This window comes from Streptomyces sp. NPDC086077, from assembly GCF_040686175.1.
Classification (GTDB): Bacteria; Actinomycetota; Actinomycetes; order Streptomycetales; family Streptomycetaceae; genus Streptomyces.
The window spans coordinates 1-14,449 of sequence record NZ_JBFBJT010000044.1 but is presented as its reverse complement, the minus strand read 5'-3'; the positions used below and the strand labels follow the sequence as shown (position 1 = coordinate 14,449).

The 14,449-nt window shown below is 67.6% G+C and carries 15 protein-coding genes and 2 pseudogenes; 12 read left to right on the top strand and 5 right to left on the bottom strand.

Features of this window, described 5'->3' with window-relative positions:
- The 4 genes from AB0O67_RS15435 to AB0O67_RS15420 all read left to right on the top strand — a co-directional run bounded on the left by AB0O67_RS15435 (window position 1) and on the right by AB0O67_RS15420 (window position 5,174).
- On the top strand, window positions 1–2,799 hold the full coding sequence (locus AB0O67_RS15435; protein WP_365450166.1) for a response regulator: 2,799 nt from the start codon (window positions 1–3) through the stop codon (window positions 2,797–2,799).
- A gap of 276 nt (window positions 2,800–3,075) precedes the next feature.
- Complete coding sequence (locus tag AB0O67_RS15430; protein WP_365450101.1) at window positions 3,076–4,395, top strand: phosphatase PAP2 family protein; 1,320 nt, start codon at window positions 3,076–3,078, stop codon at window positions 4,393–4,395.
- Window positions 4,396–4,397: 2 nt separating this feature from the next.
- Window positions 4,398–4,589, top strand: coding sequence for a VOC family protein (locus AB0O67_RS15425; protein ID WP_365450099.1), 192 nt, complete (start codon window positions 4,398–4,400; stop codon window positions 4,587–4,589).
- A gap of 150 nt (window positions 4,590–4,739) precedes the next feature.
- The gene (locus AB0O67_RS15420; RefSeq protein ID WP_365450097.1) at window positions 4,740–5,174 is read left to right on the top strand and encodes a VOC family protein; all 435 of its coding nucleotides are present in this window, start codon (window positions 4,740–4,742) and stop codon (window positions 5,172–5,174) included.
- A 1,030-nt stretch (window positions 5,175–6,204) separates the two neighbouring features.
- Here the strand turns inward: AB0O67_RS15420 and AB0O67_RS15415 are convergent.
- On the bottom strand, window positions 6,205–6,669 hold the full coding sequence (locus tag AB0O67_RS15415; RefSeq protein WP_365450095.1) for a hypothetical protein: 465 nt from the start codon (window positions 6,667–6,669) through the stop codon (window positions 6,205–6,207).
- Window positions 6,670–6,918: 249 nt separating this feature from the next.
- On the opposite strand from AB0O67_RS15415, the pseudogene AB0O67_RS15410 reads away from it, so the two are divergent.
- Together AB0O67_RS15410 and AB0O67_RS15405 are read left to right on the top strand one after the other, a co-directional pair.
- Window positions 6,919–7,418, top strand: a pseudogene (locus AB0O67_RS15410) (YfbM family protein).
- Between the two features lie 484 nt (window positions 7,419–7,902).
- Window positions 7,903–8,463 (top strand): annotated as a pseudogene (locus AB0O67_RS15405) (site-specific integrase); the annotation flags it as partial.
- Window positions 8,464–8,738: 275 nt separating this feature from the next.
- Here AB0O67_RS15405 and AB0O67_RS15400 read toward each other — a convergent pair.
- Together AB0O67_RS15400 and AB0O67_RS15395 are read right to left on the bottom strand one after the other, a co-directional pair.
- Entirely contained in the window at window positions 8,739–9,305 is a 567-nt protein-coding gene (locus AB0O67_RS15400; RefSeq protein ID WP_365450093.1) for a Uma2 family endonuclease, read from the bottom strand.
- Window positions 9,306–9,722: 417 nt separating this feature from the next.
- Window positions 9,723–9,896 carry a hypothetical protein gene (locus tag AB0O67_RS15395; RefSeq protein ID WP_365450091.1) on the bottom strand — a complete coding sequence of 58 codons (174 nt, stop codon included), beginning with the start codon at window positions 9,894–9,896 and terminating at the stop codon, window positions 9,723–9,725.
- 153 nt (window positions 9,897–10,049) lie between these two features.
- Between AB0O67_RS15395 and AB0O67_RS15390 the strand changes: the two genes are divergently transcribed.
- Window positions 10,050–10,271, top strand: a complete 222-nt coding sequence (locus AB0O67_RS15390) for a hypothetical protein (RefSeq protein WP_365450089.1) — start codon at window positions 10,050–10,052, stop codon at window positions 10,269–10,271.
- A 35-nt stretch (window positions 10,272–10,306) separates the two neighbouring features.
- Window positions 10,307–10,792 carry a tyrosine-type recombinase/integrase gene (locus AB0O67_RS15385; protein ID WP_365450087.1) on the top strand — a complete coding sequence of 162 codons (486 nt, stop codon included), beginning with the start codon at window positions 10,307–10,309 and terminating at the stop codon, window positions 10,790–10,792.
- A gap of 150 nt (window positions 10,793–10,942) precedes the next feature.
- Here the strand turns inward: AB0O67_RS15385 and AB0O67_RS15380 are convergent, their stop codons facing one another.
- Window positions 10,943–11,464 (bottom strand): GNAT family N-acetyltransferase, encoded by a 522-nt coding sequence (locus AB0O67_RS15380; protein WP_365450085.1) that lies wholly within the window; start codon window positions 11,462–11,464, stop codon window positions 10,943–10,945.
- Window positions 11,461–12,243 carry a GntR family transcriptional regulator gene (locus AB0O67_RS15375; protein ID WP_365450083.1) on the bottom strand — a complete coding sequence of 261 codons (783 nt, stop codon included), beginning with the start codon at window positions 12,241–12,243 and terminating at the stop codon, window positions 11,461–11,463. The genes AB0O67_RS15380 and AB0O67_RS15375 overlap by 4 nt, the downstream gene beginning before the upstream one ends.
- Before the next feature lie 447 nt (window positions 12,244–12,690).
- Between AB0O67_RS15375 and AB0O67_RS15370 the strand changes: the two genes are divergently transcribed.
- From AB0O67_RS15370 to AB0O67_RS15355, 4 genes are all read left to right on the top strand, one after another.
- Window positions 12,691–12,954, top strand: coding sequence for a DUF6284 family protein (locus tag AB0O67_RS15370; RefSeq protein WP_365450081.1), 264 nt, complete (start codon window positions 12,691–12,693; stop codon window positions 12,952–12,954).
- Window positions 12,951–13,841 (top strand): DUF2637 domain-containing protein, encoded by an 891-nt coding sequence (locus AB0O67_RS15365; protein ID WP_365450079.1) that lies wholly within the window; start codon window positions 12,951–12,953, stop codon window positions 13,839–13,841. The genes AB0O67_RS15370 and AB0O67_RS15365 overlap by 4 nt, the downstream gene beginning before the upstream one ends.
- Entirely contained in the window at window positions 13,841–14,188 is a 348-nt protein-coding gene (locus tag AB0O67_RS15360) for an RRQRL motif-containing zinc-binding protein (RefSeq protein ID WP_365450077.1), read from the top strand. Before AB0O67_RS15365 ends, AB0O67_RS15360 begins: the two co-directional genes overlap by 1 nt.
- A gap of 1 nt (window position 14,189) precedes the next feature.
- The coding region (locus AB0O67_RS15355) for a hypothetical protein (protein ID WP_365450075.1) at window positions 14,190–14,449 on the top strand (260 nt) is incomplete at its 3' end.

The window sequence follows — 14,449 nt, the reverse complement described above, 5'->3', positions numbered from 1 at the left end:
ATGCTCGCGATCGCCGGCAAGGACGGTGCCGCGCAGGACGCCTACGCCATCCCCTTGTCAGAAGTGGCGGCCGCCTGGCCCGACCTGCTGGGCCGGACCCTGCTCCCTCCCTGCCCCTATCGTGGGCTGGAGTCCTTCACCGCCCAGGACGGGAAGAGCGGGGTCTTTGTCGGGCGCGAGGCCGAGGTCGAACGGTTGCGGAACATGGTGAAGGCCAAGCCGCTGGTCATGGTCACGGGCCCTTCAGGAGTGGGCAAGTCCTCCCTTGTGGCGGCCGGGCTGCGGCCCGAGCTGGAGAACGAGGGCTGGCGGGTGGCCACCTTCCGCCCGGGGACGGCTCCCTTCGAAGCGGTGGCCCGGGCGCTGCTCGAAGTCGAGCGTCCGGGCGCGCAGCACTCGCTCGAAGAGCTGGAGCGCCGGGCCGAAGCACTGCGGCTGGAGGGCTTCTGGCCGGTGGCTTCCAGGATCGCGGTGCTCACGGGACAGCCACTCGCCCTGGTCGGAGATCAGTTCGAGGAGACCTTCGGAAGCAGGGCTGGGGCCGATCCCCTCCCCTTCCTGCACAGCCTGCTTCCGCCCGCGGAAACCACCCTGGACCCACGGGTGCGCCTCGTCTGCACGCTGCGCGCGGACTTCCTGCCGGACCTGCTGGAGCTGCCCGATGTCGGAGGCCGCATACAGGACCGGCAGCTGAACGTGTCGCCGTTGGACGAGGCGGCACTGACGAGGGTCATCGTCGAGCCCGCCCGACTCTGCGGTGTCAGCTTCAGCCCGGGCCTGCCCGAGCGGATCGCCGGCGAGGCGAGCAAAGCGGTGGGCAGCCTGCCGCTGCTGGAGTTCACGCTGACCGAACTGTGGCCGTTGCAACAGGAACGGCAGATCAGCTTCGACAGCTACCACGGCTTGGGCGGCGTGTCGGGAGCGCTCAACCAGCACGCGGAAAAGGTGTACCACTGGCTCGGCGAGCACATGCGCTTGGAGGAGCACCGCATCCGTCGCGTTCTGCTGGCCATGGTGCGGGCACGGGGTGGAAGCGCCAACGCCGTGCGTGTCACGGCACATCGTGCCCACCTCGGGGACGACTGGCACGTCGCCCGGCTGCTCGCCGAACCCGAGCACCGAATCGTCGTCCTGGGAACCGCCGGTCCCGACACGGCCGAGATCGCTCACGAGGCCCTGATCCGGGAGTGGGACAGACTGTCCGGCTGGGTCCAGGAGGACGCGGCCTTCCAGCAGTGGCTGAGCGTCATGGAGGAGCGGGCCCGGGAGGGCGACCTGCTGTCGGCGACCCGAGTGGCCGAGGCCCAGCGGTGGCTGGGCGAACGCAAGAGCGACATCCCCCCGGACGTGGCGGCCTTCATCGAGCACAGCAGCGAAGTGCTGCTGCGGCAACAGCAGCAGACGAGGCAGCTGCTGACCCAGTCGCAGGAACTGACGGAGCAATTGCGGCTCCGTACCCGGGAACTGGAGGACCAGGCCGCGCTGCTGGCCCGGCAGAACCGGGACCTGGAGGTCAAGAACAGCGAGATCGAGGAGGCCAGGCAGAGCCTGGAGGAGCGCGCCGAGCAGTTGGCGGTCTCCACGCGCTACAAGAACGAGTTCCTGGCCAACATGTCGCACGAACTGCGGACACCGCTGAACTCGCTGCTGATCCTGGCCAAGCTGCTCGCTGACAATCCCGACAGCAACCTCTCGCCCAAGCAGGTCGAGTTCGCCGCGGTCATCCACTCGGCGGGCTCCGACCTGCTCCAGCTGATCAACGACATCCTGGACCTGGCGAAGGTCGAGGCGGGCAGGATGGAGATCCATCCCACGGACGTCTCGCCGCGCGACGTCCTCGCATACCTGGAACAGGCCTTCCAGCCGATGACCGACGAGAAGAACCTCCAATTCCTGGTACGGGTCTCCTCCGAACTGCCGGAGACGCTCTTCACCGACGAGCAACGGCTTGTCCAGGTGCTGCGCAATCTCCTGTCCAACGCCGTCAAGTTCACCGACACGGGATCGGTCGAAGTGGTCGCTCGTCACGCGACGGCAGTACCCGTCGGCCTGCGCGAACAGATGACGCGGTCCGGTTCCCTGGCCCACCTCGACGCACCCGTCATCGAGTTCCGGATCACCGACACCGGTATCGGCATCCCGGCCGCCAAACTCGGAGTGATCTTCGACGCCTTCAAGCAGGCAGACGGCACCACCAGCCGCAAATACGGCGGAACGGGCCTCGGGCTGTCCATCTCACGGGACATCGGCCGTCTGCTCGGAGGCGAGATCGGCGTGGAGAGCGAGCAGGGACGTGGCTCGGCGTTCAGTCTGTACCTGCCGTTGTCGAGACCGGTACCCATACAGCCGTTTCAGCCCCGTGAGCGGCGTGGTGCGCCCGCATCGCGAACGGTCGAGGTCCGGTTCCACGGCGAGAAGGTGCTGGTCGTCGACGACGACCTCCGCAACGTGTTCGCCCTCACCCAGATCCTGGAAGGGCACGGCCTGACGGTGCGCTACGCGGAGAACGGCCGCGAGGGCATCGAGGTGCTGGAGGAGGATCGCGACATAGCGGGCGTTCTGATGGACATCATGATGCCGGAGATGGACGGCTACGAGGCGACCGCCGCGATCCGGGCCACGCCGGGACTGTCCCGTCTGCCTGTCATCGTGCTGACGGCACGAGCGATGGCGGAGGACCGTGCCCGGGCCCACGAGGCCGGCGCCTCCGCCTACCTCACCAAGCCCGTCGACCAGGACGACCTGCTCACCACCCTGCGGACCTGGCTGCCCGCGAACAACCAGCGCGACTCCCGGTAGCCCCCCGCTCAAGCCGCGGGACCGGTCCCGGGCGTACTGATCCGTCGGCCGGAACCCGGACCGTGATTCTGCCGTCTTCCCACGTCGGACGGGCCGCCCGCTGTGAGGGAGGAGGGAGCCCGACCTTAAGGTGGCGATCGGAACCACCTTGACGTGCACTTGATATCTAGAAAATCGGCCCAAAAATTGCGATACGCACCATCACGTGATTTCTCGCGAATAAGTCGCAGAATCTCTTTCTCCATATGGCGTCACCCACGGGCGAGACTCTGGGCCGTGGCGGGTGTCGTGGCCATCGGATTCCTCATCGCGCTGGAGATCGCCGCACGCCGCTACGGCCTGCCCGGCCCGATCACCAACCAGGTGCGAGAGGTGATATTCGCCCCCAAATCCGGGTTCTTGTTGTACGCGGGCATGGCATTGATGATGGTGGTGCTGACCTGGCGGCAACGACTCGTCGCGACAGGCGCCGCGATCGGTATCGACCTCGCCTTCTTGGTGGTCCGGTGGGCCGTCGGCGCCGAGATCACCGACGGCCACCCCTTCGGCAACGGCGCGTTGTGGGTGATTCTGGGCTGCGCGGTCATCGCTCTCACCCGTCGTACCGGCCGGGAACGCGTCCTGCTGCTGAAGGGCGTCGGGCTGGCCCTGCTGCTGGTGGCGGGCCGCAAGACCGGCGACATCTGGCTGCTCATCACCTCCAAGAGCCGTCCGGAAGTGCTCGACCAGTACCTGGCGACCGCCGATCACGCGCTCGGTAACCCGTCGTGGCTGGCGGGCCGCCTCCTGACGGCCACCGGCCCCATCGGCTTCAACTTCCTCGACATCGTCTACGGCCAACTCGCGGTGGCCGCCGTCGTCGTCGCCCTGTACCAACTGCGCAACGTGGCGGTCGAGCGCCGCTTCCCGGGCCACCACCTGGTGCGCACCTTCCTGGTGATAGGCCTCCTCGGCCCCGCCATCTACATGATCTTCCCGGTGGTCGGACCGATCTTCGCCTACGGCACCGGCGCCGAGCACTGGGCATCGGTGAGCCTGTGGGCGGACACGCCGTCCAGTGCGCGATGGGCGGTGGCCGACCTGTGGCCACATACGCCCCCGCCGCTCGACACCCCTCAGCACATGCCGTTCGACGAGATCACCCCGCGGAACTGCATGCCCAGCCTGCACACGGCGTGGGCCACCGCGATCTTCATCCATTCCCGGCGGGGCCCGCGGCTCCTACGTTTTGCTGGAACGTTTTGGCTGATCGCCACCCTCGCCGCGACGCTGGGATTCGGCTACCACTACGGCGTGGATCTCATCGCCGGCGTGGTCTTCACGCTCACGATCGAGGCGGCTCTGCGCGCCCTCGACCGCGGCTGGGACCGATCGGCGACCCGACTGGTCGCCCACGGCACAGCCGTCTTCGCCGCGCTCCTGGTGTCCTACCGCTTCCTGCCGTTGGAGATGGCCAGGTACCCGTGGGTCTCCGCACCACTTCTCCTGCTGGCGATGGCCTCGGTGATCCACGGCTACGTGAAAACCGCCGCCCCGCGGGAACCGAAGACCCCGCCGGCGCGACAACCTGATCCGCAATCCGAACTGGTGCTGTAGTCATGGCAGGCCGGCCACCATGCGCGCGCATGGCCTCAACGGTGACGAACGTGGCGATCGACTGTGCGAACGCCGCCCAACTGGCGCGGTTCTGGAGGGAGGTGACCGGACACCCGCCGGATCCCGAGAGCGAACCGGGTGACGACAAGACCGAGATGATGCCGCCAGGCGGCCCGGCTTTGAGGGGGTGCTGAAGCTGGGCGCCTGCCTGGTCGCCGATCGCCGCAAGCCCGACGACTGGGGCTGGGTCGTTCCCGCCGACCGGAGGGATGCGAGTTCTGCGTATTGCCGACCGAATCCGAGCGGGCCGCATTGTCCTCGTGACCCCCTGTTATGGTGCGCCGATGTCATCGATCAAACAGTTCCAGGTCACCTTCGACTGCGCGGAACCTGAGCGTGTCGCCCGCTTCTGGTGCGAGGTGTTGGGGTACGTCGTGCCGCCGCCACCGGAGGGGTTTGCCACGTGGGACGACTTCGATCGCTCGCTGCCGCCGGAGCGGCAGGGTGCGGCGTTCGCCTGCGGGGACCCCTCGGGCGTGGGCCCGCGGCTGTATTTCCAGCGCGTCCCCGAGGGCAAGGTCGTCAAGAATCGGGTGCATCTCGACGTGCGGGTCGGCACCGGGCTCGTGGGTGAAGAGCGCCTGGCCACGCTCGAGGCCGAGTGCGCACGACTCGTCGCGCTCGGCGCGACACGCGTGCGAGTGCTGCTTGCCGATGAACACAACGAGTCGTGCATCGTGATGCAGGACATCGAGGGCAACGAGTTCTGTCTCGACTGAGAATCCCGCGAGCCGGCGAGGCACGAGCCGTCGCCCCTGAGCCTCTCCGCGCTCCGGTCGGCGGCAGCCGTCAAAGGCCCCGGACCATGATCGGTCCGGGGCCTCTTGGCTGGTGCCCCCGGCGGGCTTCGAGCCTGCGACACCCGCTTCAGGAGAGAGGCTGGCGGATCGCGTTGCTGAGCTGGGCTTCGATACCTGGCCAGGCTGCCGATGCCGCGAGACGCCACCGTCCACCGTGACTGACCCATGCGTCTGGCAGGGCAGTGGCACGAATCTAAGCCGAGGACGACCAGCCACTACGGCGGGTGCGTCGACCGAACCACGTACGCGTAGGCACCGCTGTACCCCCACCGGCCTCAGCCGCGCTATGGGGGTGTGTCGTCGACCAGAGCAAGCGGACACAGCCGGCCCGTGCCGATGGCCGGAGCACCCTCTGTTCCGGCCCGCTTCGTACGGGGTGGACTCCGCTGTGCGAAACCCGCTTGGCACACCGATCGCAGGGGAATTCCCCTGATTTCTGACGATCTTTGACAGACACCCCAAACTACTACTACAGCGAAGACGACGACCCAGTCCGCACCCCAGCAGGAGGGGCTCCCGTCTACGGCGCACCGGAGCCTTACCGCGAAGATCCCTCGACTGTGCCGGTTGCGGACACACGCACCCAGAGAGCCTTGACGAACGAGGTCGCTGCCCCTACTGCCGCTGACGACGAGCCATGGTCAGGGAACGAACGAGACCCAGGTACCAGTTCGGTGCCGGCGCGGCCTGAGCACAGCAAAAAGGCCCGGCTCGATGACCTAGGCCCCCTTGAAGCGGGTGACGAGGGTCGTACTCGCGCTCTCAGCTTGGGAAGCTGCGAGCATTTGGCGCCTGTCCGGGCAATGACCTGGGGGAATACCCCGTGCCGCCTCCTCAGGCTGGACCGCTTTCACCGTGATTCCCCGCTGTTCCCCGCCTCATCTGGTGCGCTTGTGGTGCGGCGCACGGCTCTGGCGGACTGACCCTTGCAGACGCGTTGGCAGGTGCATCAGAGATGGCGCTTGGACGCTCTAACCAGTCGACTGATGTCATCGCGGGTCTTCACCCTGCGCTGGTCCAGTTCGGTCCTGCTGTCCGTCTTGGGCAGGGCTGTGACGTCCGCAAGTGCCGTTTCTGCCGCCTCGCTCAAGGCGTCGTCATCGGTGAGCATCTGCACCCGGAAGAGCGCTTCTTGGGCGTTGGAACGCAGGTCGTATGCGCGGACTCGCACCACGCTGGGGTCGTCGTGCGGTGGTTGTTCGTGTTCGCAGAACCAGAGATGTACCAGGCAGCGGCGGTAGTTGATGAGTGCGCCTGCGTAGGCGGAGTAAGCATCGAGTCGCTCCTGCCGGAGCCTCTCATGGCGGGTGAACTCATGCCCCTTGTCGGTGGTGCGCTGCTGAAACGCCAGGGTGAGCCCCGAGCCGAGCAGGGTCCCCAGAACGGCTATAGCACTGGCGATGATGGTCTCCACACCCCAAGCTGATCACGTATTGCCGACCGGGCGCAGTACCCGCTCTGCTCTCACGCCAACACGACTTAACCGTGTTGGTGGGGTGGTGGGCTGTGTGCGGGGGCGTTCACCTGGGCTCGTGGGCGGCTGGCTGTCGACACGGGACGGTTGAGGGTCTCGCCTGAATGGCCTTGCATGGGGCTGAAGGAGACGGAAACTGAGACCACCCGTCCGACGGCCGCTGTCAGTGGCCTCGCCTAGTCTCCGGCCATGAGCATGATCGGTGAGTATCTCCGTGTCACGGCTGCTGAGCTGGAGCGAGCGATCCAAGATCCTGATGGGGCTTTGGGCTTCGTCGAAGAGGTCCAGGACGCAGAAGAGGAGACGGAGCCTGCGCCGGCCGAAGCGCGCCACTTCAGCACGTACAAGACATGGGACCTGCTCCGTTTCCTGCTGGCGCGCGCCGATTTTCCCGCAAACGTGATCCACGGTGAGGAGCCGTTCGCCGAGGATGAGGATTGGGGGTACGGGCCTCCGAGGTACCTGCGGCCGGAGCGGGTCCGGCTCGCGGCGGAAGCTCTGCGGTCTGCCAGCTAAGACCAGCTCATCAGTGGCGTGGATCCTGCTGAACTGACCAGCGCCGAGGTGTATCCGCTCGGATGGGGTGAGCCTGATGCGCTGGACTGGGGGCGACCCTGGTACGACGGCTTACAGAGTTCTTTGAGGCTGCTGCCAGGACGGACGATGCGATGCTCGTCTGGCTGGACTGATGGGCCACGACAGAGGTGAGACCTCAGCTTGGGAAGCTGACGCGATTCAACTTGTCGCCGGGCTGACCTGCGGGCGGAGCGACACTCGCGCCTGAGGGGCCGTCGGCTGGTTCACCGGGGTTCCCCGTGGCTTCCCGCAGGATCTCGCACGCAACTGGCACGGCCTGACGCTTCTACAGTCATCGGGAACAGTGGCTGGGACGGGGGTCCGGGGGCACCGAACTCGACTACAGACACCCAGAGTTGCAGGTCATAGGCTGTGATATAGGCCTGACGTCAGGTGGGCGAGGGCGCGTTCGTGTTCCGCCTCGTCCGTCAGCCAGCAGCGGCCTGGCTGCGCGTACGCCGTGTCGAGCTGGTCAACCACATGGCTCGTCCGGTCGCGGATCCATCGCAGGGCGAGGCGGAGGCTCGTTGACTGGGGAAGTGCGAGGTTGATCGAGTCGGGTGTGTGCCAGGGGTATGCCGCTGCCCAGCACTCCCCGCGGCTTTCGTGCTCGCCATCGCCATGGGCCTCCGCCGAGGTGAGATTGTCGGTCTCCGGTGGTCGGACCTCGACCTTGACAGTCGCGTTCTCTACGTCCGCAAGCACACGCAGCGCCGTGGGGGCGTCCTCTACGAAGACGATCCCAAGAGCCGTCGTCGTCGGGCCGTCCCGCTGCCCGCCCTCTGCATCGCGCCCCTGCGCTGGCACCGGATGCGCCAGGCAGCTGCTCGTGCCAAGGCGGGGGAGCAGTGGGAGGAGTCCGCCTACGTCTTCACCACGCGCACGGGGCGTCAGGTCGAGCCGCGGAACGTCTACCGCTCCTTCACCCGCGTCGCCGAGTCCGCCGGCCTCCGCGTCATCCGGCTGCACGACGCCCGCCACGGCACGGCCACCCTCCTCACGGCGGCCGCAGTGGCGCCGCGCGTCGTGATGGAGATCCTCGGGCACTCCCAGATCAGCATCACCATGGCCGTCTACACGCACGTCGTCCAGGTCACCCAGCGCGAGGCGATGAGCCACACGGACTGGCTGCTCAGGAAGCGTCCCGGTCGTCAGTGACCGTGCTCGTTGATGTCAAAGCTGGATGCCAACGGCCCCGGACCATGATCGGTCCGGGGCCTCTTGGCTGGTGCCCCCGGCAGGATTCGAACCTGCGACACCCGCTTTAGGAGTGGGATCGCTTCCTTGCCGGGTGGTGCATGGCGCTGCCGCGCGATGCTGTTCCCCCTGGTCAGAAACACGCGGCGAGCCACTTGATCCGGCTCATGCCGCCCTGTATCAGACCGTCCGCTCACGCATCGCTCACGCGCTGTCGACGGTGAGCAGCGCGTGGGTCAGATCTGGCCGAGGTCGATCTCCACCGGGAAGGGGGCCGCTACCTTGAGGACGCCGGTGAACACGTCTCCGTCCCGGTAGGTCTTCGTCGCGGGGTCGAGCACGTAGGTGTACACGAGAGGAACGCCTGTCGCGGCCTGCTCGATCCGCCAGTAGAAGCCGATGCCTGCCTTGGCGTACTGGTCGACCTTCACGATCCGGTCGGTGGTCTCCGAACCCGGCGACACCACCTCCGCGACCAGCAGCACGTGCTCGGGGCGGGTGGGGGTGATGTCGATGGTGGCTGCCTGGTACACGACGACGTCGGGGCGGCGATTGGTGAGCGGGACGTCCTGAAGCCGGACGTCGAAGTCAGTGTCGGCGTTCCACTCCGGGCCCGCGGCGGCATCCAGGGCGTTCGCCAGAATCCGAGCGAGCCGGTTGTGCCGCTTGGACGCACTCGGACTCACCACGACCATCCCGTCCACGATCTCGATGCCGGCGCACTGCTCCTCGGACCAGGACTCGTACTCCTCCGCCGTGATCTGCTCATGCATCCACGCCGGGGCCACCATCTCGGCCGTCATGAAGCACCTCCCGGACACTGTGCTGCGGGCCCGATCCCGCTGGATTCAGCGTACTGTCTGCCATCCTTCCGGCACGCTGATCTCGCTCACGCTCCCTCCCGTCGGCCGGCATCCGACCAGCGAGCCCACGACAAGTGAGGAGGCGGCGCGGTGGACTCATCACCAGGGGATCGGAGGGGCGGCTGGCTAGGTCCTGGCTACCGAGGTCATGGCAGGATGTCCCGCCGACCAGTCGTCAGTGACTTGCTTCAGGCCACCTGATCTGTCGGTGGGACCGGCAGAACACCGCTTCCGCAGAGGTGCCCGTCCTCAACGGCTGCCGCCTCATCCGCAGGTGTGGACGATCAGGCGTTTCTTGGGGGCGGTACAGCGGGCCGGGTGACCGGAAGGATTCCGGTCACCCGGCAGTGGTTCCGGTCAGCCGCCGGCCCGATGGGTCTCGGCTGCGGCTTCGAGTTCGGCCCGGAGTATGTCCATCACCTCGGTCAGCCTCTTACTGCCGACCGTCAGCCCCTTGTCGTCGACTGCCGTCCGGGCGACGGCCCGGGTGAGCTTGCCCTGCTCAGCGGCAGCAGCCCGGCCGATCTCCACGGGTACCTGGAGCGGGGCACCGGGCGGACGGCCACCGCGCAACCTGCCCGCTGCAGCATCAGCCGGCGATTCCGGCGACTGGACGGATACGGCAGCCGACGGAGGACCGCCTGTACGCGCTGTTCCACCTGATCGCGTTCCGCGGACTGCGGCGTGGCGAGGCGTGCAGGCGGAAAGTGGACCGACACCAACCTGGACGCCGGTCTCATCACCGTCGCCGAGCAACTCGTCGTAGAAGGCTGGGAGGTGTACGAAGACGACCCCAAGACCGATGCCGGCGCTCGCACCATCACGCTGGACTCCGACACGGTCCAGGCCATCAAGCGGCACCGCGCCCAGCAGGACAAGGACCGTAAGGAGTGGGAGAACGCCTAGGTGGAGATCGGCCGCGTCTTCACCCAGGAGACGAGATGCTCCACCCCGCCAATGTCACACGGCAGTTCATCGAGCTGTACGAGGAGATCGGCCTCCCACCTGTCCGGCTCCACGACCTCCGCCATGGCGCCGCGACCCTCGCCCACGCGGCCGGGGCCGACCTGAACGACATCCAGGAGATGCTCGGACACTCCTCGATCACCATCACGGCAGACACGTACACGAGCCTCCTCCCGGAGGCGGACTTGGCGATCGCAGAGGCCGCAGCTCGGCTCGTACCGCGTGCCCGCGCCACCTCGGAGAACACCGCTCCCGAAGCGGAGCCCGAGGAGCCTGGGGAGCCCGACGAGGCCGATGACGCGGAGGTGGAGTCCGTGCCGGATGGTGCTGGTCCGTCAGGAGAGATATCGGAGCCTGACCCCCATCCGCTCACGCACCGCTCACGCAAGCGGCCCCGGACGAGGAGTCCGAGGCCGACTGAAGCGCCTCCCTGGGGGAGAAACCCCAGGTCAGGGCAGTAACGCGTTGTGCCCCCGGCAGGATTCGAACCTGCGACACCCGCTTTAGGAGATCTTCCGGTGGAGGATTCAACCAGCCGCGAGACGCCTCATGGCGGCCCACAGCGTGTTCAAGCGGTTCTGGACGTACGGCAATGTGCACCCACGTTGCCGTCAAGAATCGCCGTCAGTGCCGTACCCCGTTGGACGCTGGAAGAGTGCTCCTGACCTGCGATGCGGGAGATCCACGATGCGGAGGGCCGTGAAGCCTGCACCCTTGTAGTAGCGGTGCAAGCCCTGGTTGTCCTTCCATGCGTCGAGCCGCAGCCACCGTTTGCCTTGCAGTCTGGCCCGCTCCGATGCCCAGTCCAGCAGCATGCCGCCGATACCGACCCCGGCCGTGTGGCGTCTCACCGCCATGCGGTGGACATAGAGGGCCGTGTCCGGCTCGTCGTCCGGAGTCCAGAATTCGGGGTCCGCGAAGTCGTCCACCTGGATGGTCGCGATCGGCTCACCGTCCTCGAACGCGAGGAAGCACACACCCCGCTCCAAGGCTGCCGCAATGCGGTCACTGTGCGGCGGATACTGCCATTGATCGATGCTGCGTGAGGCAAGCCATGCCGATGCATCACGCAGCAGCGCTTCCACGACGCCCAACTCATCAGGGTGCCCGGGGCGGATGATCAGGTCTTTCACGTGTCCTCGTTCGGCGCTTCGCGCTGTCGTTCGTAAGAGATGACGTGGCGATCGCCGGGGAGCACTGAAACTGCGACTCGCACAGGCTTCCCCTCGACCGTATAGCCAGTTACCACGTGAACCCCGACGGGGGTCCCGGGGCCCAGGTCAAGCCGATGCGCCTGCTCGGGAGTTGGCATCCGGATGTACAGCTCATCCAGCGCTCGCACCTGCCGATAGCCGAGTTCGGCTAGGACCTCGTTCGCGCCACGGGAGATGTCCTCGGGGCGCATGATCTCGGAATCCCGCACGAGGGCGAGAGGGAAGTAACTGTCGTTGATGTTGAACGGCTCGCCATCGAGGTAGCGCACACGCTTACGCACCGCGACCAGTTCGCCCGGCTCCAAGTGGAGTCGCTTGGCTACGTCTTCCGGGGGCTCCACGATGGCAACCTCGATCTCCTGTCGCGGCTCGCGCCCCTCTGCTGAGTACTCGGTCATGAAGGCGTCCATCTCCGGCGAGTACGGCCGCTTCCGGAACTCCGCTTGGGGACGGAACACCATCGGCCGGCGGCGCCGGACGAAGTGGCCCTGTGGACGCGCCGAGACGATGAGCCCCTCGTTCACAAGCTGGGCCAGCGACTTGCGCACGGTTTCCCGCGACACACCGTACTGATCGCGCAACTCCGCTTCCGTCGGAAGCTTCGCGTCTGGTTCGAGTTCCCCGGACGTGATCTGCTCCCGCAGGGTGTCCGCAATCTGCTGGTACATCGGGTTTCGCCCGAGACGAGTCACTGCCATGCCTCCCATGGAAGCCGCTCACCGACCCCATTGTCTAGTCAATGCTGCCAATGCCCTTGCGGCCTGGCCTCTGCTCTGCCAACATCCTGTCTGTAGCCATTGTACGGACAATGGCTACAGCGTCCGGCCATCCTGCGCTGCCGTAGGGCTGCTTGGTCGCGCCTGTCGGCTCGGGATAGCTCGTGCAGTTGGGGCCCTGAGCTAGTTGTTCCTTGAGAACTGCATAGGTGGGCCCCGTCTCCCCGAGTCGAAAAGACGGACCGCGCGGCTACGTCGCGCATCGACCTCTCCGCAGCTCGTCTGCTGCGGGCCGGTTGCCTCCGCTGCTCGTCTCGCACGAGCAGCGCTGAGGGGAGCCGGGAGCCGACTCCAACGGCGCGCGGCCCCGGGTGGCTAGACCCGGGGCCGCTGTTCGGGCCGTTTCACCTGCGAGGGAGACCACGACCCATGGACCACATCGTGACTGTTCAGGACGCTGTTACCGCGTTCGAGCCGTGGATGGAACCCACGGATGCGGAGCTGGACGCCATCGAGCGGGAGCTCCCGCTCATCTCCGCTGAGGTGGAGTTGCTGGACGCGCAGATCATCGTGATTGACCGCACGCCGACCGAGCTGGACGAGCGGCGCATTCGTCGGGCCCGCCGACGCGTGCTCGCCGCGCACCGCGACCACGTCAACGGCCTGTCCGGGCAGACGGGCGGTGCCGCATGAACCTGCACCGCAAGGGCCGCACGGCCCTCGTGCTCGCGCTGGTCGTCGTGGTCGCGATGGCCTTCCGGGTGTCCTGGAACGCGCTGCGCGACATCGCGGGCGCCATCGGCGCGGACGACACGGCCGCGATGCTCTACCCGTTCGTCGTCGACGGCCTGATGGCCCTGGCCCTGATCGCGACGCTCGTGCTCGCCGGGCGGGACCGCACGTTCGCGCTGCGGGTGCTGGCCGGCTACACGATCGCCTCACTCGTGCTGAACTACGTGCACGGCCTGGTCCCGGAGCTGCACGGCCGCTCCGTCGACTGGGGTCGACTGGCCGACTGGGACCCCGCGAACTGGGCCCTTGTACTGCTCGCCACGTCGCTTCCGGTCGGGTCGATCTACTTCGGCTCCGACCTCGTGGCGAAGGTGCTGCACCACCGCCCCACCCCGATCACTACCCTGACCGCGAATGCGGAGGAATCGACCGAGACCGTAAGGAATCGGTCTAGTTCTGACCTCACGGTATCGACCCCGGCGCCGATCACGCCGAACGCGCCGGTGCTGCCCCGGCCGGTGGCTGTCGGGTTCCTGAAGTCGACCGTCCCGGCCAAGCCCGTTCAGGCGATCGAGCAATCAACCGCGGCGCCGATCGAGTCGCGCGCGGTGGCTGCCGAGTCGACCCGCCCGCGCCGTGCGACGGGCCGTGTGCCCGAGGTCGCCCGCACCCCGCGCCCGAAGCGCACGGCGGATGAGCTGCTGGACGAGGCACGTAAGGCCACGGCCGATTGGCCGGACGCCAAGCTGACCGCCGAGGGCATCCGCCGTGAGGTTCGCACCTCCCCGGCGAACGCCCGGACCCTGCGCGACACCCTGCGCGGCGAGCGCGGCCTTCAGGCCGTGTGATGGCTGCCCTGCCGGTCTATCGGTGGCGGCTCGCCCCGGACGGCTACGCCACCCGCCGTCAACTCCGTGCCGCCGGGCTCCGGCCCGGCGGTCAGGGCGTGGCCGCGCAGCTCGAACGGCCGCGCCGACGGCGGGGCCCGCTCGTCGCCTACCTCTACCGCGTCGACCTGGCCCAACCGGTCCGGCCGATGACCCCGGCCCGCCGGGCGGCGCTGGCGAAGGCCAATGCCGCCCGCCGCGTGTGCCCGTCCTGCCGGCGTGATGCCGGATACGTCATCCCCGTCTCGCTCGGCATCTGCGTGCCCTGCGCCTATCCCGACCCGAACGGGTCCGAAGGGAGCCCCTGACGTGGGCAACTCCGACATACGCCGCCTGGACCGCGAGATCCAGGCGACCACGAAGAAGCTCGAAGCGGTCCGCCGGGGCGAGTGGTGGCCGCTGAACGGCAGCGAGCGACGGGCCATGGCCCGCGCCCTGGCGGGCGGCTCCTACCGCGCCGCCAAGGGCCGCAGCACCGGCCGCGCGGAACAGCAGATGGACACCACCGGATCGGCCGCAGAGATGCGGCTGAACGCAGAGCTGACCGCCCTGCACGCCGAACGGCAGAG

Bases quoted from the DNA above. Each gene is read 5' to 3' on its own strand.
- AB0O67_RS15435 (WP_365450166.1), top strand. From the start codon at position 1: ATGCTCGCGATCGCCGGCAAGGACGGTGCCGCGCAGGACGCCTACGCC.
- AB0O67_RS15425 (WP_365450099.1), top strand. From the start codon at position 4,398: ATGGCAGGCCGGCCACCATGCGCGCGCATGGCCTCAACGGTGACGAAC.
- AB0O67_RS15420 (WP_365450097.1), top strand. From the start codon at position 4,740: ATGTCATCGATCAAACAGTTCCAGGTCACCTTCGACTGCGCGGAACCT.
- AB0O67_RS15400 (WP_365450093.1), bottom strand. From the start codon at position 9,305: ATGACGGCCGAGATGGTGGCCCCGGCGTGGATGCATGAGCAGATCACG.
- AB0O67_RS15385 (WP_365450087.1), top strand. From the start codon at position 10,307: ATGCTCCACCCCGCCAATGTCACACGGCAGTTCATCGAGCTGTACGAG.
- AB0O67_RS15375 (WP_365450083.1), bottom strand. From the start codon at position 12,243: ATGGCAGTGACTCGTCTCGGGCGAAACCCGATGTACCAGCAGATTGCG.
- AB0O67_RS15370 (WP_365450081.1), top strand. From the start codon at position 12,691: ATGGACCACATCGTGACTGTTCAGGACGCTGTTACCGCGTTCGAGCCG.
- AB0O67_RS15365 (WP_365450079.1), top strand. From the start codon at position 12,951: ATGAACCTGCACCGCAAGGGCCGCACGGCCCTCGTGCTCGCGCTGGTC.
- AB0O67_RS15360 (WP_365450077.1), top strand. From the start codon at position 13,841: ATGGCTGCCCTGCCGGTCTATCGGTGGCGGCTCGCCCCGGACGGCTAC.